Source organism: Curtobacterium sp. MCBD17_019, from assembly GCF_003234555.1.
Classification (GTDB): domain Bacteria; phylum Actinomycetota; class Actinomycetes; order Actinomycetales; family Microbacteriaceae; genus Curtobacterium.
In genome coordinates this window covers 189,046-209,134 of record NZ_QKTT01000003.1, presented here as the reverse complement: position 1 = coordinate 209,134, position 20,089 = coordinate 189,046, and the positions used below count along the sequence as shown (strand labels likewise).

18 protein-coding genes are annotated in these 20,089 nt (G+C 73.2%); all 18 read left to right on the top strand.

Features of this window, described 5'->3' with window-relative positions:
• Positions 1-13 precede the first annotated feature (13 nt).
• The 18 genes from aroC (at position 14) to DEI82_RS04430 (ending at position 20,051) form a co-directional block, all read left to right on the top strand.
• Positions 14-1,246: a chorismate synthase gene (gene aroC / locus DEI82_RS04515; protein ID WP_111025651.1), complete on the top strand. Its 1,233-nt coding sequence runs from the start codon at positions 14-16 to the stop codon at positions 1,244-1,246.
• Positions 1,247-1,323: 77 nt separating this feature from the next.
• Positions 1,324-1,881: a shikimate kinase gene (locus DEI82_RS04510; RefSeq protein WP_111035963.1), complete on the top strand. Its 558-nt coding sequence runs from the start codon at positions 1,324-1,326 to the stop codon at positions 1,879-1,881.
• Entirely contained in the window at positions 1,878-2,978 is a 1,101-nt protein-coding gene (gene aroB / locus DEI82_RS04505) for a 3-dehydroquinate synthase (protein ID WP_258368474.1), read from the top strand. Before DEI82_RS04510 ends, aroB begins: the two co-directional genes overlap by 4 nt.
• A gap of 114 nt (positions 2,979-3,092) precedes the next feature.
• Positions 3,093-3,656, top strand: a complete 564-nt coding sequence (gene efp, locus DEI82_RS04500) for an elongation factor P (protein WP_111009159.1) — start codon at positions 3,093-3,095, stop codon at positions 3,654-3,656.
• A 12-nt stretch (positions 3,657-3,668) separates the two neighbouring features.
• Positions 3,669-4,142 (top strand): transcription antitermination factor NusB, encoded by a 474-nt coding sequence (nusB, locus tag DEI82_RS04495; RefSeq protein WP_111025650.1) that lies wholly within the window; start codon positions 3,669-3,671, stop codon positions 4,140-4,142.
• A 57-nt stretch (positions 4,143-4,199) separates the two neighbouring features.
• Positions 4,200-4,760 carry a bifunctional pyr operon transcriptional regulator/uracil phosphoribosyltransferase PyrR gene (pyrR, locus tag DEI82_RS04490; RefSeq protein WP_181434791.1) on the top strand — a complete coding sequence of 187 codons (561 nt, stop codon included), beginning with the start codon at positions 4,200-4,202 and terminating at the stop codon, positions 4,758-4,760.
• Positions 4,757-5,749, top strand: a complete 993-nt coding sequence (locus DEI82_RS04485) for an aspartate carbamoyltransferase catalytic subunit (RefSeq protein WP_111013251.1) — start codon at positions 4,757-4,759, stop codon at positions 5,747-5,749. Before pyrR ends, DEI82_RS04485 begins: the two co-directional genes overlap by 4 nt.
• Positions 5,746-7,107: a dihydroorotase gene (locus tag DEI82_RS04480; RefSeq protein WP_111035908.1), complete on the top strand. Its 1,362-nt coding sequence runs from the start codon at positions 5,746-5,748 to the stop codon at positions 7,105-7,107. Before DEI82_RS04485 ends, DEI82_RS04480 begins: the two co-directional genes overlap by 4 nt.
• Complete coding sequence (locus DEI82_RS04475; RefSeq protein WP_111025648.1) at positions 7,104-7,655, top strand: hypothetical protein; 552 nt, start codon at positions 7,104-7,106, stop codon at positions 7,653-7,655. The genes DEI82_RS04480 and DEI82_RS04475 overlap by 4 nt, the downstream gene beginning before the upstream one ends.
• The gene (gene carA / locus DEI82_RS04470; protein ID WP_111025647.1) at positions 7,652-8,893 is read left to right on the top strand and encodes a glutamine-hydrolyzing carbamoyl-phosphate synthase small subunit; all 1,242 of its coding nucleotides are present in this window, start codon (positions 7,652-7,654) and stop codon (positions 8,891-8,893) included. The genes DEI82_RS04475 and carA overlap by 4 nt, the downstream gene beginning before the upstream one ends.
• Complete coding sequence (gene carB, locus DEI82_RS04465) at positions 8,893-12,165, top strand: carbamoyl-phosphate synthase large subunit (protein ID WP_111035907.1); 3,273 nt, start codon at positions 8,893-8,895, stop codon at positions 12,163-12,165. The genes carA and carB overlap by 1 nt, the downstream gene beginning before the upstream one ends.
• Positions 12,162-13,073, top strand: a complete 912-nt coding sequence (gene pyrF, locus DEI82_RS04460; RefSeq protein ID WP_258371953.1) for an orotidine-5'-phosphate decarboxylase — start codon at positions 12,162-12,164, stop codon at positions 13,071-13,073. The genes carB and pyrF overlap by 4 nt, the downstream gene beginning before the upstream one ends.
• 2 nt (positions 13,074-13,075) lie before the next feature.
• Positions 13,076-14,017, top strand: coding sequence for a guanylate kinase (gene gmk, locus DEI82_RS04455; protein WP_111035961.1), 942 nt, complete (start codon positions 13,076-13,078; stop codon positions 14,015-14,017).
• A gap of 32 nt (positions 14,018-14,049) precedes the next feature.
• On the top strand, positions 14,050-14,313 hold the full coding sequence (rpoZ, locus tag DEI82_RS04450; protein ID WP_111009151.1) for a DNA-directed RNA polymerase subunit omega: 264 nt from the start codon (positions 14,050-14,052) through the stop codon (positions 14,311-14,313).
• Positions 14,314-14,316: 3 nt separating this feature from the next.
• Positions 14,317-15,525: a methionine adenosyltransferase gene (gene metK / locus DEI82_RS04445; RefSeq protein ID WP_111009150.1), complete on the top strand. Its 1,209-nt coding sequence runs from the start codon at positions 14,317-14,319 to the stop codon at positions 15,523-15,525.
• 93 nt (positions 15,526-15,618) lie between these two features.
• Positions 15,619-17,649: a primosomal protein N' gene (locus tag DEI82_RS04440; protein ID WP_111035906.1), complete on the top strand. Its 2,031-nt coding sequence runs from the start codon at positions 15,619-15,621 to the stop codon at positions 17,647-17,649.
• Between the two features lie 30 nt (positions 17,650-17,679).
• Entirely contained in the window at positions 17,680-18,630 is a 951-nt protein-coding gene (locus tag DEI82_RS04435) for a methionyl-tRNA formyltransferase (protein ID WP_111035905.1), read from the top strand.
• Positions 18,627-20,051 carry an RsmB/NOP family class I SAM-dependent RNA methyltransferase gene (locus DEI82_RS04430; RefSeq protein ID WP_258371952.1) on the top strand — a complete coding sequence of 475 codons (1,425 nt, stop codon included), beginning with the start codon at positions 18,627-18,629 and terminating at the stop codon, positions 20,049-20,051. The genes DEI82_RS04435 and DEI82_RS04430 overlap by 4 nt, the downstream gene beginning before the upstream one ends.
• Positions 20,052-20,089 lie beyond the last annotated feature (38 nt).

Sequence of the window (20,089 nt, the reverse complement as noted above, 5' to 3'; positions counted from 1 at the left end):
GAGGATGGACACCATGCTTCGCTGGTTGACCGCAGGTGAGTCCCACGGACCCGAACTCATCGCCGTGCTCGAGGGGCTGCCGGCCGGCGTCCCGGTGTCGTACGAGCAGATCCGCGCCGACCTCGCGCGCCGCAAGCTCGGGTACGGTCGTGGTTCCCGCATGAAGTTCGAGCAGGACGAGCTGCACATCTCGAGCGGTGTCCGCCACGGGTCCTCCCTCGGCAGCCCGATCGCGATCCGCGTCGGGAACACCGAGTGGCCCAAGTGGGTCGAGGTGATGAACGCCGAGCCGGTCGAGACGACGGACGCCTCTCGCGGTCGCAACGCGCCGCTCACCCGACCCCGACCGGGCCACGCCGACCTCGTGGGCATGCAGAAGTACGCGTTCGACGAGGCGCGTCCGATCCTCGAGCGCGCGTCGGCGCGCGAGACCGCGGCGCGAGTCGCACTCGGCGCCGTCGCCAAGTCGTTCCTGGCGGAACTCGGCATCACGTCGGTGAGCCACACGCTGCAGGTCGGCACGGTGCGGGTACCGGACGACGCGCCGCTGCCCGTGCCCACGGACGTCGACCGGCTCGACGACGACCAGCTGCGGTGCTTCGACGCCGCCACGAGCGCGCGCATGGTCACCGAGGTCGAGGCCGCCAAGAAGGACGGCGACACGCTCGGCGGCGTCGTGGAGGTGCTGTTCTACGGTCTCCCGCCGGGGCTCGGGTCCCACGTGCAGTGGGACCGGCGTCTCGACGCCCGGCTCGCCGCCGCGATCATGGGCATCCAGGCGATCAAGGGCGTCGAGGTCGGTGACGGCTTCGCGACGGCGGCGCGGCGGGGTTCCGCGGCCCACGACGAGCTGTTCCAGGCCGACGGCGAGATCTACCGCACGTCCGACCGCGCCGGCGGCACCGAGGGCGGCATGTCCACGGGCACGGTCCTCCGCGTCCGCGCCGGGATGAAGCCGATCGCGACGGTGCCCCACGCACTGCACACGGTCGACGTCGCGACCGGCGAGGACGCCTCGGCGCACCACCAGCGCTCGGACGTCTGTGCCGTACCGGCCGCGGGCGTCGTCGCCGAGGCGATGGTGGCGCTCGTCCTGGCCGACGCCGTGCTCGAGAAGTTCGGCGGCGACTCCGTCGGCGAGACCAAGCGGAACCTCGACGCGTACCTCGCGGCGATCCCGGCGTCGTTGCGGACGCGTGGCGTGACGTCGTCCGCCGACGTTCAGCAGCCCACACCGTCCCTGTGAGCGCGACGCCGCCGGGCTCCGGACCGTCGGGCGTCGCTCGCCACGACGACACGTGGACCCGGCTGCATCGGCTGGCGGTGCCCGTGGTGCTCATCGGTCCGATGGGCGCAGGCAAGTCGACCGTGGGCAAGCGCGCGGCGAAGGCGCTCGGCGTGCCCTTCACCGACACCGACCGTGAGATCGTGCGGGAACACGGATCCATCGACCGCATCTTCGCCGAACGCGGCGAGGCGGCGTTCCGCGACCTCGAGCGGGCCGCGGTCGACGCCGCGCTCGACACGGGCGGCCTCGTGGCGGTGGGTGGTGGCGCCGTCACGCACGACGCCACCCGTGCGGCCATCGCGACGTGCCGGGTGGTGCTGCTCACCGTCTCGGCCGACGCCGTCGCCGCGCGCATCGTCGGGACCGACCGCCCGCTCCTGGCCGTCGGCGGCATCGACGCGTGGACCGCGATCGCGGATGTGCGCGCAGCGACGTACGCGTCCCTCGCGCACGTGGTCGTGGACACCTCACGGCGTCCGATGAGCCGCGTGGTCGACGACGTCGTCGCCTGGGTCCGCGCCGCCGAGACACCAGGACCAGCATCGGCACCAGTGGCGGCCGCCGGCGCGCCGGCACCAGAGGAGGAACCATGACGACGAGCACGGCGCTGCCGGACGGCACGACGCAGATCCGGGTGGGCGGGGACGACGGGTACGTCGTGGCCGTCGGGCACGGTCTCCTCGAGGCGGTGCCGACGGTCCTGCCGCGCGGCGTCGCGAAGGTGCTCATCGTGCACGCTGCGCCGCTCGCGGAGCAGGCCGAGGTGCTCCGCGCGCGTCTCGTCGACGCCGGTCTGGAGGCCCTCATCGCCGAGGTGCCCGACGCCGAGTCCGCCAAGCGGGTCGAGGTCGCGGCCTTCTGCTGGCAGATCCTCGGGCAGGCCGACTTCACGCGGACGGACGCCGTGGTGGGGCTCGGGGGTGGTGCGGTCACCGACCTCGCCGGGTTCGTGGCCGCGACGTGGCTCCGCGGGGTCGCGCTCGTGCAGGTGCCGACGAGCGTGCTCGGCATGGTCGACGCGAGCGTCGGCGGCAAGACGGGGATCAACACGAACGAGGGCAAGAACCTCGTCGGTGCCTTCTACGCGCCCCGCGCCGTCGTCGTCGACCTCGACCTGGCCACGACGCTGCCGAGGAACGAGATCCTCACGGGCTTCGCCGAGATCGTGAAGGCCGGGTTCATCGCCGTGCCCGAGATCCTCGACACGATCGAGCGCGACGTCGACCGCGTCACCGATCCGACCACCCCGGAGTTCCGTCGCGTGGTCGAGCTCGCGATCGACCTCAAGGCGCGGGTCGTCTCGTCGGACTTCACCGAGCAGGGCAAGCGCGAGATCCTGAACTACGGGCACACGCTCGGGCACGCCATCGAGCACGCGGAGCGCTACCAGTGGCGGCACGGAGCTGCGGTCGCCGTGGGCATGGTGTTCGCGGCCGAACTCGCGCGGCTGACCGGTCACCTGGACGACGCGACGGTGGACCGCCACCGGACCGTGCTCGAGTCGCTCTCGTTGCCGACGACCTACCCCCTCGGCCGATGGGAGGGCCTACTCGCGACGATGCGCCGCGACAAGAAGGCACGGGCCGGCATGCTGCGGTTCATCGTGCTGGACGGCCTCGCGAAGCCGATCGTGCTCGAGGGGCCGGAACCGGCCCTCCTGTTCACCGCCTACCAGGAGGTCGGGGTCTAGCCCCTCCTCCCCGGGCGGCCCGGAGGGGCACCGGGTCGGCTCCGCTACACTTGTCCGAGGCCTCCGGCCACCCGACGAACACCACCATCTCCACATCGAACGGAACACACGCGCATGGCGAGCACCACGGACATCAAGAACGGCGCCGTTCTCAACATGGACGGCCAGCTCTGGTCCGTCATCGAGTTCCAGCACGTCAAGCCGGGCAAGGGCGGCGCGTTCGTCCGCACCAAGATGAAGAACGTCACGTCCGGCAAGGTCGTCGACCGCACGTTCAACGCGGGGGCGAAGCTCGAGTTCGCGACGGTGGACCGACGCGACTTCCAGTACCTGTACACGGATGGCGACGGCTACGTGTTCATGGACACCGACACCTACGACCAGGTCACGATCCCGAGCGAGATCGTCGGTGACGCCAAGAACTTCCTGCTCGAGTCGTCGATGGCCACCATCGCGATGAACGAGGGCAACCCGCTGTACGTCGAGCTCCCCGCCAGCGTGGTGCTCGAGGTCACGTACACCGAGCCGGGCCTCCAGGGCGACCGCTCGACGGGCGGCACGAAGCCCGCCACCGTCGAGACCGGCTACCAGATCCAGGTGCCGCTCTTCCTCGAGACCGGCACGAAGGTCAAGGTCGACACCCGCACGGGTGACTACCTCGGCCGCGTCAACGACTGAGGCGGGGGTTCGATGAGCGCCCGTTCGAAGGCGCGGAAACGCGCACTCGACATGCTCTACGTCGCCGAGGTCCGCGGCCTGCCCATCGCCGAGGTCCTCGCGACCGAGACCGTCCGCCACCTCGACCAGCCCGAGCGGGCCTCGAGCTGGGACTACGCACGCCAGATCGTCACGGGAGTGGACGACGACCGCGCGGAGATCGACCGGATCATCGTGGACCACGCCCAGGGCTGGACGATCGCGCGGATGCCCGTGCTCGACCGCTGCATCCTCCGCATGGGGGTGTGGGAGATCCGCTGGAACGACGAGGTCCCCGACGCGGTCGCGATCGCCGAGGCCGTCGAACTCGCCCAGTCGTTGTCCACCGACGACTCCGCCGGCTTCGTCAACGGGGTCCTCGGGGCGGTCGCCGGCCGCGGGCGGGCACGGACGGCCACGACGGCCGACGACGCCGGTGCGGTGGCGGAGCCCGATCCGGGTCGGTAGGGTTGCTGGCGATCGAGTCCTTTAATGCCGTCCTGTGAGGCGGGGAAGGAGGTCGGCATGGGCGCCCGCACGGTGCTGCAGTCCGCTGACATCACGCGCGCGATGACGCGCATCGCCCACGAGGTCCTCGAGGCGAACCACGGCGGCTCGGACCTCGTCCTGCTCGGCATCCCGACGCGCGGCGCCGTCCTCGCCGAGCGCCTCGCACGGGTGCTCGAGTCGATCGAGACGGGCGCCGGCACGGTCGGCACCCTGGACGTCACCATGCACCGTGACGACCTCGGCCGGGGCATCGGTCGCGCGCCGCACCGGACCGTCATCCCGGCGAGCGGCATCGACGGCAAGGTCGTCGTGCTCGTCGACGACGTGCTCTACAGCGGCCGGACCGTGCGCGCCGCGCTCGACGCGCTGCAGACGATCGGGAGGCCCAGGGCCGTCCGCCTCGCCGTCCTGGTGGACCGGGGGCACCGGGAACTCCCGATCCGGGCCGACCACGTGGGCAAGAACCTGCCGACCGCGGCGGACGAGCGCATCTCGCTCCACCTCGCCGAGACCGACGGTGTCGACGAGGTCGTCATCGAGGGTGCCCGGACCGCGCCCGAGGTCACCGTCCGATGAGGCACCTGCTGTCCACCCGGGACCTCCCGCGTGCCGAGGCCATCGAGGTGCTCGACGTCGCCGAGGAGATGGCCGACACCGGCACCCGCGAGGTCCGCAAGCTCCCGGCGCTCCGCGGCAAGACCGTCGTGAACCTGTTCTTCGAGGACTCCACCCGGACGCGCATCTCGTTCGAGGCGGCCGCCAAGCGACTGTCCGCCGACGTCATCAACTTCGCGGCGAAGGGATCGAGCGTCTCGAAGGGGGAGTCGCTCAAGGACACCGTGCAGACGCTCGGAGCGATGGGGGTCGACGGCATCGTCATCCGCCACGGAGCGTCGGGCGCCCCGCGCGTGCTCGCCGACAGCGCCTGGGTCGACGCGGCCGTCGTGAACGCCGGGGACGGCACCCACGAGCACCCGACACAGGCCCTCCTCGACGCGTTCACCATGCGCCGTCGGATCCACGGCGCCGACTCGCGGGGCCGGGACCTCGACGGGGTGCGGGTCCTCATCGTCGGCGACGTGCTGCACTCCCGGGTCGCCCGCTCGAACGCGTGGCTGCTCCGCACGCTCGGTGCGCACGTGACCTTCGCGGCACCGCCCACGCTCCTGCCGGTCACGCCACGGCCGTTCGGTGCCGCGGTGCACCACGACCTCGACGCCGCGCTGGCGGAGGCCCCGGACGTCGTCATGATGCTCCGGGTGCAGCAGGAGCGCATGCACGACGCGTTCTTCCCGAACCCCCGCGAGTACACCCGGCACTACGGCCTCACCGCGGGACGCTTCGCGGCGCTGCCGGATCGGACCATCGTCATGCACCCCGGGCCGATGAACCGCGGTCTCGAGATCGCGGGCATCGCGGCCGACGACCCCCGGTCGACCGTCGTCGAGCAGGTCGCGAACGGTGTGTCGGTCCGGATGGCCGTGCTCTACCTCTGCCTCACCGGAGGGGACCGCACGGGTGCCCCGACGACGAGCACCCCGACCGCCGAGGAGGCGACGGCATGACGACCACCCACCTGATCCGCGGCGGCACCCTCGCCGACGGAACCCGAGCCGACGTCCTCCTGCGCGCTGGCCGCATCGCGGAGGTCGGCGCGCGGGTCGACGCAGGGTCGGCGCAGGTCGTGGACGCCGACGGCCTGCTCGTCCTGCCCGGGCTCGTCGACCTGCACACGCACCTCCGCGAGCCGGGCTTCGAGGAGTCCGAGACGGTCCTGACCGGGTCGCGCGCGGCGGCCGTCGGTGGGTTCACCGCGGTCAACGCCATGGCGAACTCCTCGCCCGTCGCCGACACCGCCGGTGTGGTGGAGCAGGTGCAGGCGCTCGGCGACGCCGCCGGCTACGTGACCGTCCGCCCGATCGGGGCCGTGTCCCAGGGGCTCCAGGGCGCGCAGCTGTCCGAGATCGGCGCGATGGCGACCTCCCGAGCGCGGGTGCGGGTGTTCTCCGACGACGGCTCGTGCGTCTCGGACCCGCTCCTCATGCGTCGGGCGCTCGAGTACATCACGGGCTTCGGCGGCGTCCTGGCGCAGCACGCCCAGGAACCGCGTCTGACGATCGGCGCGCAGATGAACGAGGGCGCGCTCTCGTCCGAGCTCGGGCTCGCCGGGTGGCCCGCGGTCGCCGAGGAGGCGATCATCGCCCGCGACGTCCTCCTCGCGGACCACGTCGGCGCGCGGCTGCACGTCTGCCACGTGTCGACCGCCGGCAGCGTCGAGGTCATCCGGTGGGCGAAGTCCCGCGGGATCGCCGTGACGGCCGAGGTCACACCGCACCACCTCCTCCTCACCGAGGACCTCATCGCCGGGGGCCCGGACGGCGTCGACGGCTACGACGCCCGGTACAAGGTGAACCCGCCGCTGCGCCGTCGCGAGGACGTCGAGGCGCTGCGATCCGCGCTGGCCGACGGCACGATCGACATCGTGGCCACCGACCACGCTCCGCACACCGACGAGGCGAAGTGCTGCGAGTGGCCGGCCGCGGCGAACGGCATGGTCGGGCTCGAGTCGGCGCTCAGCGTCGTGCACGAGTCCGTGGTCGCCACGGGTGGTCTCGACTGGGAGGACGTGACGCGCGTGTTGTCCTCGGCGCCCGCGCGGATCGGGCAGGTGGCCGGCCAGGGGCAGGCGATCACGGCGGGCGCACCGGCCGAGGTACTGCTCTACGACCTCGCAGCGTCGCGAACGTTCCAGCGGCAGGACCTGGCGGGCCAGTCGACGAACTCCCCGTACCTCGGCATGCGCCTGCCCGGACGGGTGGTGGCGACGTTCCACCACGGCTACGCGACGGTCCTCGACGGCCGTGCGGTCGACGCCGAGCGCGTCGCGGCAGCGGCGCGCGCCGCGACGGCGGTGTCGGCATGACCTGGTCCACGGAGGCCGTGATCCTCCTCGTGATCGTCGCGCTGCTCGTCGTGATGGCGCGGACGTGGCGGCGGCGAGGACGCGGGCAGGACGCGGTCGTGCCTCCCGTCCCGGTGCCCCCGGGACTGCACACGGCGCTCGGCTCCTGGGACGGCCTGTACGTGGCGACGACCCGCGCCGATCAGCCGCTCGAGCGGATCGTCGGCGGAGGCCTCGGGTTCCGTGGGCGCGCCGCGCTCAGGGTCCACGACGAGGGCGTCGTGCTCTCGATCGCCGGCGAACCCGAGCGGTTCGTGGATCGTCGTGCAGTCCGCGGGGCGGACCGCGCCACCTGGGCGATCGACCGCGTCGTCGAGCGCGGCGGACTCGTCCGACTGCGATGGCGGGCGACCGGCGCCGCAGGTGCGACGGACCTCGACAGCTACTTCCGGTTCCCCTCGGGTGATGCGGCTCCGCTCGCGGCCCTGCGGGAACTGACCCAGACGACCAGCCCGGTGACGGGCGAGCGAGGCCCGGACACGGGCGACGGAGGAGAACCGACACGATGACAACACGCGAACGGGCACTGCTCGTCCTCGAGGACGGCACCCGCTACGAGGGCTGGGCCTACGGCGCCCGCGGCCGCACGCTCGGCGAGGTCGTGTTCGCCACCGGCATGACGGGGTACCAGGAGACCCTGACGGACCCGTCGTACGCCGGCCAGATCGTCGTGCAGACGGCACCGCACATCGGCAACACGGGTGTGAACGACGAGGACCCCGAGTCCGGTCGGATCTGGGTGGCGGGCTACGTGGTGCGGGACCCGAGCCGCATCGTGTCGAACCACCGCGCGAACGCGAGCCTCGACGACCACCTCGAGCGTGACGGCATCGTCGGGATCTCCGGCATCGACACGCGCGCGGTCACCCGCCGGATCCGCGACGCCGGGGCCATGAAGGGCGGCGTGTTCAGCGGCGCGGACGCGGACCTCGGACCCGACGAGCAGCTCCGTGTCGTGCGCGAGCAGACCGACATGACGGGCCAGAACCTCTCCGCGGCCGTCTCGACCCGCGAGGAGTACGTGCTCGAGCCGGAGGGCGACCGCATCGGGACCCTCGCGGTGCTCGACCTCGGGGTGAAGACCTCGACTCTGCGGTACCTGGCGGCGCGCGGGTTCGAGGTCCACGTGCTGCCGCAGGACGTCTCGATCGACCGGCTGCGCGAACTCGACCCCGACGCCCTGTTCTACTCGAACGGCCCCGGCGACCCGGCGGCCTCGGACGCCCAGGTCGCGCTCCTCCGTGAGACCCTGCGTGACGGCCGGCCGTTCTTCGGCATCTGCTTCGGCAATCAGCTGCTCGGTCGGGCGCTCGGGTTCGGGACGTACAAGCTCCCGTTCGGGCACCGCGGCATCAACCAGCCCGTCCTCGACACGACGACCGGGCGGGTCGAGATCACGAGCCAGAACCACGGCTTCGCGGTGGACGCACCCGTCGGCGAGGTGCTCGAGTCGCCGATCGGCTTCGGACGGGTCGAGGTGAGCCACTTCAGCCTCAACGACAACGTCGTCGAGGGCCTGCGCGCGCTCGACATCCCCGCGTTCAGCGTGCAGTACCACCCCGAGGCCGCGGCGGGCCCGCACGACAGCATGTACCTGTTCGACCGGTTCCGGGACATGGTGATCGCCCGGCGCGAGGGGCGTCCGCTCGACGCCGCCACGGCCGCCGCCACCACGCCCGCCGCCGACCCGATGCACGACCGGCCGAGCGACAGCTCGGCCACCACGACCGGAAGCAGCAACGACTGATGCCCAAGCGCCCCGACATCACATCCGTCCTCGTCATCGGCTCCGGGCCGATCGTCATCGGGCAGGCCGCCGAGTTCGACTACTCCGGCACCCAGGCGTGCCGCGTCCTGCGCGCCGAGGGCGTCCGGGTCGTCCTCGTCAACCCCAACCCGGCGACGATCATGACCGACCCGGACTTCGCCGACGCCACGTACATCGAGCCGATCACGAACGACTCGCTCGAGGAGATCATCAAGATCGAGCGCCCGGACGCCGTGCTCCCGACGCTCGGCGGACAGACGGCCCTCAACGCGGCGATCGCGCTCGACGAGGCCGGCATCCTCGAGCGCTACGGCGTCGAGCTCATCGGCGCCAAGGTCGACGCGATCCAGCGCGGTGAGGACCGGCAGCTCTTCAAGCAGCTCGTGCTCGAGTCCGGTGCCGACGTGGCCCGGAGCCACATCGCCCACACCGTCGACGAGGCCAAGGCGTTCGCGCTCGATCTCGGCTACCCGCTCGTCATCCGCCCGTCCTTCACGATGGGTGGTCTCGGTTCCGGGTTCGCCTACACCGAGGACGAGCTCGTCCGCATGGTGGGGGACGGCCTCCACGCGAGCCCCACGACCGAGGTCCTGCTCGAGGAGTCGATCCTGGGCTGGAAGGAGTACGAGCTCGAGCTCATGCGCGACCACGCCGACAACACGGTGGTCGTCTGCTCGATCGAGAACGTCGACCCCGTCGGCGTGCACACCGGCGACTCCATCACCGTCGCGCCCGCCCTGACGCTGACCGACCGCGAGTTCCAGAACCTGCGGAACATCGGCATCGACATCATCCGTCGGGTCGGGGTCGACACCGGCGGCTGCAACATCCAGTTCGCGGTCGACCCGGCGACCGGCCGGGTCATCGTGATCGAGATGAACCCGCGGGTGTCCCGCTCGAGCGCGCTCGCGTCGAAGGCGACCGGGTTCCCGATCGCGAAGATCGCGGCGAAGCTCGCCATCGGGTACCGCCTCGACGAGATCCCGAACGACATCACCCAGAAGACGCCGGCGAGCTTCGAGCCGACGCTCGACTACGTCGTGGTCAAGGTGCCGCGGTTCGCGTTCGAGAAGTTCCCCGCGGCCGACGCGACGCTCACGACGACGATGAAGAGCGTCGGCGAGGCCATGGCGATCGGACGCAACTACGCGCAGGCACTGCAGAAGGCGCTGCGCAGCCTCGAGAAGCGCGGATCGAGCTTCCACTGGCCTGCGGAGCCGGGCGACAAGGACGTCCTGCTCGCGGCCTCCCGGGTGCCGACCGACGGTCGCATCGTGACGGTGCAGCAGGCGCTCCTCGCGGGTGCCACGGCGGGGGAGGTCTTCGCGGCGACGGGGATCGACCCGTGGTTCGTCGACCAGATCGTGCTCATCAACGAGGTCGCTGCCGAGGTCCGCGGGGCGTCGACGCTCGACGCGGGCACGGTCCGGTGGGCCAAGCAGCACGGCTTCAGCGACGCCCAGATCGCGGAGCTCCGCGGGACCGACGAGCAGTCCGTGCGGGCGACCCGCCACGAGCTCGGGATCCGCCCCGTGTTCAAGACGGTCGACACCTGCGCCGGGGAGTTCCCGGCCCTCACGCCGTACCACTACTCGAGCTACGACGCCGAGACCGAGGTCGCTCCGAGCGACCGCAAGAAGGTCGTCATCCTCGGTTCCGGTCCGAACCGGATCGGGCAGGGCGTCGAGTTCGACTACTCGTGCGTGCACGCGTCCTTCGCACTCGCGGCCGCCGGCTTCGAGACGATCATGGTGAACTGCAACCCCGAGACCGTGTCGACCGACTACGACACCTCGGACCGCCTCTACTTCGAGCCGTTGACCGCCGAGGACGTCCTCGAGGTCATCGAGGCCGAGGCGGCGTCGGGCGAGCTGGTCGGCGTCGTCGTGCAGCTCGGCGGGCAGACCGCGCTCGGGCTCGCGAAGCCGCTCGAGGCCGCCGGCATCCCGATCCTCGGCACGAGCCCGCGGTCGATCGACCTGGCCGAGGAGCGGGGGCTGTTCTCCGGCATCCTCGACGAGGCCGGGCTGGTGGCCCCGCGGAACGGCACGGCGCACGACCTCGAGAGCGCGACCGCCGTGGCCGAGGAGATCGGCTACCCCGTGCTCGTCCGTCCGTCGTTCGTCCTCGGTGGTCGCGGCATGGAGATCGTGTACGACAGCCCCTCGCTCGTCGACTACTTCGACCGCGTCGCCGACCAGGCGATCATCGGCCCGGATCTGCCGTTGCTCGTGGACCGGTTCCTGGACGACGCCGTGGAGATCGACGTCGACGCGTTGTTCGACGGTCAGCGGCTCTACATCGGCGGCGTGATGGAGCACATCGAGGAGGCCGGGATCCACTCCGGCGACTCGAGCTGCACCCTGCCGCCGGTGGGGCTCGGTCGTGCCGAGATCGACGCGGTCCGCGCGGCGACCGAGCGGATCGCCCGCGGGGTCGGCGTGGCGGGTCTCCTCAACGTGCAGTTCGCGATCGCGGCCGGTGTGCTCCACGTCATCGAGGCGAACCCCCGTGCGAGCCGGACCGTCCCCTTCGTGTCCAAGGCGCTCGGTATCCCGCTGGCCAAGGCGGCGGCGCGCGTCATGACCGGCAGCTCGATCGACGACCTCGTCGCCGAGGGTCTCCTCCCCGAGCGTGACGGCTCGGTCGTCCCGATGGAGGCCCCGATCGCGGTCAAGGAGGCCGTGCTGCCCTTCCGGCGGTTCCGGACCCGCGAGGGCCAGGTCGTGGACAGCGTGCTCAGCCCCGAGATGCGGTCCACCGGCGAGGTCATGGGCATCGACCGCGACTTCCCGCGGGCGTTCCTCAAGAGCCAGATCGCCGCGTACGGCGGTCTGCCCACCTCGGGCACCGTGTTCGTCAGCGTCGCGGACACGGACAAGCGGGCCATCGTCCTGCCCGTGCACCGCCTCCAGCAGCTCGGGTTCACGATCATCGCGACCGAGGGCACCGCCGAGATCCTGCGCCGCAACGGGATCGACGTCCGCGTGGTCGGCAAGTACAGCCAGGGTGGCGAGAACGTCGTCGACCTCCTGGCCCGCGACGAGGTCGACATCGTCATCAACACGCCGAGCGGGGCGGCCGGTCGCGCGGACGGGTACGAGATCCGCGCCGCGACCGTGGCGGCGGACAAGCCGCTCTTCACGACCATCGCGCAGCTCGGTGCGGCGGTCGCGGCGATCGAGACGATCGGCACCCCGCACAGCGTGCGCAGCCTCCAGGACTACGCCCTCGAGCGGGCGACCTGGTGACCGACGAGGCGACCGCTCCGTCGGCTCGGACGGGAGGCGCGACACGGTTCGGTGCGCGCCTCCGGTCCGCCATGGGGGAGCGGTCGCCGCTGTGCGTCGGGATCGACCCGCATGCCGCGACGCTCCGCGCCTGGGGACTCCCGCGGAACGAGGCCGGTCTGACCGCGTTCGGCGCGGTGCTCGTCGACGCCGCCGTGGGCCGCGCCGCCGCGGTGAAGCCCCAGGTCGCGTTCTTCGAGGTCGCCGGCGCCGCCGGCTACCGGGCGCTCGAGGCCACGGTCCGGCGCGCACGGGACGCCGGCCTCCTCGTCATCGCGGACGCGAAACGCGGGGACATCGGGTCGACGGGGGACGACTACGCCGCCGCGTGGCTCGACCCCTCCTCGCCGCTCGCGTCCGACGCCCTGACGGTGTCCCCGTACCTCGGGTTCGGCGCCCTCGCCGGGACGCTCGACGTCGCGGCGGCGGCGGGGGCGGGCGTGTTCGTCCTGGCCGCCACGAGCAACCCCGAAGGCCGGGTCCTGCAGACCGCCGTGGTGCAGGAGGGGCCCCGTTCCGGGTCGTCCGTCGCCGCCGGTATCGTTCTGGACGTGGCAGACGAGAACCGACGCAGGGCAGGGGAGCACACGGGCGGGCCGGGGGAGCTCGGCTCGGTCGGACTGGTCATCGGCGCGACGCTCGACCTCGCCGACTTCGGTCTCCGCAGGGACGCCGTGGGGTCGGCACCGGTGCTCGCGCCGGGGTTCGGCGCGCAGGGGGCCCGGATCGAGGACCTCCGGGAGCGCTTCGGCGCCGTCGCCGACCAGGTCCTCGTGAACGAGTCGCGTGGCCTGCTGGCGTCCGGTCCCGACGGGGTCCAGGACGAGGTCGCCGCGCGGGTCGACCGCATCGCGGCGGCGCTCGCGTGAACGTGGACGGCACGGGCAACGAGGACGTCCCCCCGGGCGGGGCGTCCGGCCCTCGCGGGGCCCGGCCGCCCGAGGTCGACCGCGCCGCGGCCGCCCGGGCCGCCGTCGCGGCACGCCGGGCGCGGGCAGCCGTGAAGGCCGACGTGGCCTCCGGTGCCCGGTCCGGGCTCGACGTCGCGCGTGCTGCCTGGGGGAGCGACGCGGCCACCGCGGAGCAGTCGCTCCGCGTCCGCGACCTCCTGACGAGCCTCCCGGGCATCGGTCCGGCGCGTGCCGAGAGCGTCATGGCCACGCTCCGCATCGCGCCGACGAAGCGGCTGGGCGGCCTCGGCACGCGGCAGCGCGGGGAACTCGCGGACTGGCTGGCGTCGCGGTCCGGTCGTCGCCGACGCGCCTCGCGGCTCGTCGTGCTCGCCGGGCCCACCGCGGTCGGCAAGGGCACGGTCTCGGCGTACATCCGGGAACACCACCCGGAGGTGCTCCTCAGCGTCTCCGCGACGACCCGGGCACCGCGCCCGGGCGAGGTCGACGGCGTCCACTACTACTTCGTCGACGACGCCGAGTTCGACCGGATGGTCCGCGAGCGCGAACTCCTGGAGTGGGCGACGGTCCACAATTCCTACCGATACGGCACGCCCCGACCGCCGATCGACCGCGCGCTCGACCAGGGGCGCAGCGTGCTGCTCGAGATCGACCTGCAGGGTGCGCGGCAGGTCCGCGCCGCGATGCCCGAGGCGCTCCTGGTGTTCCTGCTCCCGCCGACGTGGGAGGAACTCGTCCGGCGGCTCATCGGGCGGGGGACCGAGAGCCCCGCGGAGCAGCAACGGCGGCTCGACACGGCGAAGGTGGAGCTCGCCGCCCAGGACGAGTTCGACGTCCGGATCGTGAACTCCGATGTCCGTACCGCTGCGCAGGAGGTCGTAGACTTGTTCTCCGCGCCGTGACCCGGCGCTCGTCAACCTACCGAGGAGCTCCCATGGCCGACCGTTCCCAGGGCATCATCGATCCGCCCATCGACGACCTGCTCGCCAAGGTCGAGTCGAAGTACGCGCTCGTCATCTTCGCGTCGAAGCGTGCGCGGCAGATCAACGACTACTACGCCGACCTGCACGAGGGCAGCCTGTTCGACAACGTCGGCCCGCTCGTCGACTCGACCATCGACGACAAGCCGCTGTCGGTCGCGCTCCACGAGATCAACGAGAACAAGCTGACTGCCACGCCGCAGACGCCCGACGCCTGATCCGTGACGTCCGCACTCCGCCTCTTCACCTCCGAGTCGGTCACCGAGGGGCACCCGGACAAGATCTGTGACCAGATCTCGGACCGCATCCTCGACGCGCTCCTGACCGTCGACCCCCACGCCCGAGTCGCGGTGGAGACCCTCGTGACGACCGGTCTCGTGCACGTCGCGGGCGAGGTCACGACTGCCGGCTACGTCGACATCCCCACGATCGTGCGCGACGTCATCACCGGCATCGGGTACGACTCGTCCGAGGTCAGCTTCGACGGCCACACCTGCGGGGTCGAGGTCTCGATCGGCTCGCAGTCGCCCGACATCGCGCAGGGCGTCGACGACGCGCTCGAGGCCCGGACGGGCGCGACGGATCCGCTCGATCGCCAGGGTGCCGGTGACCAGGGCATCATGTTCGGCTACGCGACGAACGAGACGCCCGAGTACATGCCGGTCGCCATCTGGATCGCACACCGGCTCGCCGAGCGCCTCGCCGCGGTCCGCAAGTCGGGCGAGCTGCCGTACCTCCGACCCGACGGCAAGACGCAGGTCACGATCGGGTACGACGGCGTGACGCCGCGGACCGTCGAGACCGTCGTGCTGTCGACCCAGCACGCGCCGACCGTGTCGCTCGAGCAACTCACCGTCGACATCACGGCCCGGGTGATCCGCCCCGTGCTCGACACGGTCGCGCTGGACTCGAGCGCCGTGGACGTCATCGTGAACCCGACCGGCCGCTTCGAGATCGGCGGTCCCCAGGGCGACGCGGGGCTGACGGGTCGCAAGGTCATCGTGGACACCTACGGCGGCGCCTCGCGGCACGGTGGTGGTGCCTTCAGCGGCAAGGACCCGTCGAAGGTGGACCGTTCGGCCGCGTACGCCCTGCGGTGGGTCGCGAAGAACGCGGTGGCCGCCGGTCTCGCCGACCGGCTCGAGGTCCAGGTCGCCTACGCGATCGGCCGCGCCGCCCCGGTCGGGCTGTACGTCGAGTCCTTCGGGACCGGCCACGTGGACGACGCCGTGATCGTCGACGCCATCCGGGCGGTCTTCGACCTGCGGCCCGCGGCGATCATCCGCGACCTCGACCTGCTCCGCCCCACGTACGCCGCGACGGCGACCTACGGACACTTCGGTCGGGAGCTCCCCGGGTTCACCTGGGAGGCCCTCGACCGTGTCGAGGCGCTGCGGGTCGCCGCCGGCCTCGTGACGGCCGGGGTCTGACGGTCCGTCGTGCCGGAGGACGCGCCAGCGCCCGCTGAAGCGGCGCGGTCCCCGCGCGCGGACGCGCGGCCGCCCCTGCCCGGCCCCCCAACGGTGCCGACGGTCGAGGCCGCGGCGGCGCCCGCGGGCGCGGCCTCGCCCGCGTCCGCGACCCCGCGGATCGCACGCGTCGTCCTCGACTCACCGCTCCCGCAGCTCGACCGGTTGTTCGACTACCGCATCCCGGACGCGATGCGCGAGGCGTGCCTCCCGGGTGTCCGGGTGCGCGTCCCGCTCCGCACGGGCGCCCGGATCGCGGACGCCTTCGTCGTCGAGGTCGCCACCGAGGGCTCGTTCCCCGGCGACCTCAGTCCGCTCGAGGAGGTCGTGTCGCCCGTCCCCGTCCTGGCGCCGGAGGTCTGGCGGCTGGCGCGCGCCGTCGCGGACCGCGCGGCGGGGGTGGCGAGCGACGTCCTCCGGTTGGCGGTGCCACCGCGTCAGGTCCGCGCCGAGAAGGCGTTCATCGCACGGGACACCACGACGGTGCCGCCGGTCGTCACCGCGCCGGTGGTGACGGCGTACCCGGAGGGCCGCGTGGAGGCCCTGCTCGAGGACGGCGGTCGCGCCGCGATGACCGCGATCGCGCATCCGGTGCGGCTGCCGGACGACTCCTGGGTGGACGGGTGGGCGCGCACCTTCGCCGAGGCGGCGGCCCGGGTGCTCGCGTCGGAGCGGACCGCGATCCTCGTGGTGCCGGACTTCCGGGATCTCGCCGAGGTCGAGCGCGCCGTCGCCGCCTTCGTCCCCGCGGAGCGCGTGGTGCGGTTCGACGCGCGGCAGACGAACGGGCAGCGCGCCCGCGCACTCCTGACGGCCCGGTCGGGTCCGGTCGTCGTCGTCGGCAACCGCGCGGCGGTGTACGCACCGGCCGAGCGCCTCGGGTTGCTCGCCGTCTGGGACGACGGCGACCCCTCGTTCGTCGAGCAACGCGCTCCCTACGTGCACACCCGTGACGCCGTGCTGCTCCGGACCGCGCAGTCGGGGGCGGCCCTGCTGCTCGCAGCGCACGCCCGGAGCACCGACGTCCAGCGTCTGGTCGAACTCGGGTGGCTCGACGACGTCCGGCCCGTCCGCGCGGTCGTCCCGCGCGTGGTGCCGACCGCGCAGCAGACGTCCGCGGAGGGCTGGGCCGCGCACGCCCGGATCCCGTCCGCGGCCTGGCGTGCGGCACGCGAGGCCAGCCGTACCGGTCCCGTGCTCGTGCAGGTGGCGAGTCCGGGGTTCGCGACGGGGCTCGTGTGTGCCGACTGCGGCGACCGGGCCCGCTGTCCGCGGTGCGGGGGACCCCTCGGCCGGGCGACGTCGTCCGGCGTGCCGCAGTGCCGCTGGTGCGGGGCCCTGGCGGTCGGGTACCGGTGTCCCACCTGCCAGGGGTCCACGCTCCGTCCGGTCGGCCACGGCGCGCAGCGCACCGCGGACGAGCTGGGACGGGCGTTCCCCGGGACGCGGATCGTCGTCGCCGACGGCGCCCGTCCGGTGGACGAGGTCGACGACCGACCCGCCGTCGTGGTCGCGACCCGCGGCGCCGAACCGTCGACGCCCGGCGGGTACGCATGCGTCCTCCTGCTCGACGGCGAGCGCATGCTCGCCCGCGAGGGCCTGCGCGTCGCCGAGGACGTCCTCCGGGTCTGGGCGAACGCGGCGGCCCGGACGGCGCGCGGCGGCACGACGTTCCTCGTCGGCGTCGGCGGACGGCTGGCGACGGCGATGGCCACGTGGCGGCTCGAGGTCCCGGCGCACGACGAGCTCGCCGACCGCCGGGTCCTGCACTTCCCGCCCGCCGTCCGCGTGGCGACGCTGACCGGGACGGACGAGGCGGTGGCCGCCGCGGTCGAGGCGCTCGGCGACGCCCTCGTCGGGCCCGTGCTCGGTCCGGTGGCCGTCGACGACTCCGTACCCGGGACGGTCCGGACCATCGTGCGGTTCCCGTACGCGCACGGCACCGAGGTCGCGGCGACGCTCAAGGCCGAGGTGATCCGGCGGTCGTCGACACGTCGGGTGCTGCCCGGGGGCAACCGTCGCCGCGCCGCACCTACACTCAGGGTGCGGCTCGACGACGTCGAACCGTTCTCCGAGGGCCCCTGAGCCCCCTCCACCGACCACCACCCGGAGTCCATGCGTCTCGTCGTCGCGGGCAGCCCCGCAGCCGCCGTCCCCACCCTCCGTCGCCTCGCCGCGACGGACCACGAGATCGTCGCCGTCCTGACCCGGCCTCCGACGCCGCAGGGCCGCAAGCGCGTGCTCACCCCGACCCCGGTCGCGGTCGCCGCCGAGGAACTCGGGCTCCCCGTGATCACGGCGTCCCGCGTGGACGCCGACGTCACGGAGCGACTCCGTCTCCTCGGACCGGACCTCGGCGTCATCGTCGCGTACGGTGCGTTGCTGCGTCGTGCCGCGCTCGACGTCCCGCGACACGGCTGGCTCAACCTGCACTTCTCGTCGCTCCCGGCCTTCCGGGGCGCTGCGCCCGTCCAGCGCGCCGTCATGGCGGGCGAGCGGTCGACCGCGGCGACCGTGTTCCGCCTCGTCGAGGAGCTCGACGCCGGACCGGTGTACGCCTCCGAGCCGTTCCCGATCGGGCCCGACGCGACGGCCGGCGAGGTCCTCGCCGCCATGGCCGAGACGGGCGCCGAGCTCGTCGCGCGCGTCGTCGACGACGTCGCGGCGGGCCGCGCGGTCGGCGTCGCGCAGGTGGGCGAACCCACCACGGCTCCGAAGACGACCTCCGCCGACGGCCACGTCGCCTTCGACCGTCCGGCTGCGGTCGTGCACGCCCACGTGCGCGGGGTGACGCCGGAACCGGGCGCGTACGCCTACCTCGGTGCCACGCGGGTCAAGCTGCTCCGGACCGCCCGCACGACACCGACGACACGGCCGGCAGGCCTGGTGACGACGACCGAGGAGCTCGCACCCGGTGCGCTCGGGCTGGTCGGCGGCGCGCTCCGTGTGGGCACCGCGACCGAGCCGCTCGAGCTCCTCGAGGTGCAGCCGGCCGGTGGGCGTCCGATGCCCGGCGCGTCGTGGGCCCGCGGTCTCGGGGACCTCACGTCGGCGGTGCTCGCGTGACACCCACGACGCCCGAGGGCAGCGGCTGGGGGAACCGCGGTGCGGGGACGAGCGCCCGGCGCGTGGCGCTCGACGTGCTCCGTGCGGTCCAGGCGGACGACGCGTACGCGAACCTGTTGCTCCCGGTCCGCATCCGACGCGCGGGGCTCTCCGCCCGGGACGCCGGCTTCGCGACGGAGCTGACGTACGGCACCATCCGGATGATCGGCTCGTACGACGCGATCATCGAGGCGGCGTCCGGGCGCCAGGTCGCGAACATCGAGGCCGACGTGCTCGACGTCCTCCGCCTCGGCGTCCACCAGCTCGTCGGGATGCGCGTGCCGTCCCACGCGGCCGTGTCGCAGACGGTCGACCTCACCCGGGCGATCGGAGCGCGTCGGGCGAGCGGGTTCGTCAACGCCGTGCTCCGGAAGGTCGGTGGGCGCGACGCGGACGGCTGGGACGCCGAGATCACCCGCGGCCTGACGGGCGACGACCTGCTCGCGAGGCGCTGGTCACACCCGCGCTGGGTCGTCGGTGCCCTCCGCGACGCCCTCGCCGCCGAGCGCGCCCGCGACGAGCTCGTCGCCCTGCTCGCGGCCGACAACGTGCCCGCCGGTGTGACCCTGGCGGCGCTGCCCGGGCTCGTCGAACCCGGCGACGTGTTGCCGCATGCCGAGGCGGAGCCGCCCGTCTCGCCGGTCGGGGTCCGCGGAGTCGCCGGGGACCCGTCGCGGGTCCCCGCGGTCGCCGACGGCCGAGCGCGGGTGCAGGACGAGGGGTCGCAGCTCGCGGCGCTCGCGTTGACCCGCTCGTCGGCCATCGCTCCGGGGGAGCGTTGGCTCGACCTCTGCGCCGGCCCGGGCGGCAAGGCCGCGCTGCTCGCCGCGGAGGCCCGGGTCGCCGGCGCCACGCTCGTCGCCAACGAGCTCGTCCCGGCGCGTGCGGGACTCGTCCGATCGGCGCTCGAACGCTTCACCGACACCGTGACGGTCACCGAGGGCGACGGCCGCCGGTTCGGACGCCCTGGGGAGGCCGGACCCACTGCCCCCGGCGGCTACGACCGCGTCCTGCTCGACGCGCCGTGCACGGGCCTCGGCGCCCTCCGTCGTCGACCGGAGGCGCGATGGCGGAAGGACCCGGAGGACGTCTCGGAGCTCGCGGTGGTGCAGGCGGAACTGCTGGACGCCGCCGTCGCGTCGCTCGCACCGGGCGGCACGCTGGCGTACGTGACGTGCTCGCCACACCTCGCCGAGACCCGTGGGCAGGTGGACGCGCTCCTCGCCCGGCACGGCGACGTCCTCGAGCAGCTCGACACGGCCTCCGTGGTGCGGAGCATCGCCGCGCGGGACCCGCAGGTCGCCGACGGCGCCACCGTCCAGCTCTGGCCGCACCGCATCGGCACGGACGCGATGTTCATCGCCCTCCTGCGTCGGCGCTGACGGGGCGGGAGCGGCTCCGCCCCGTCGTCGCGCTCCGG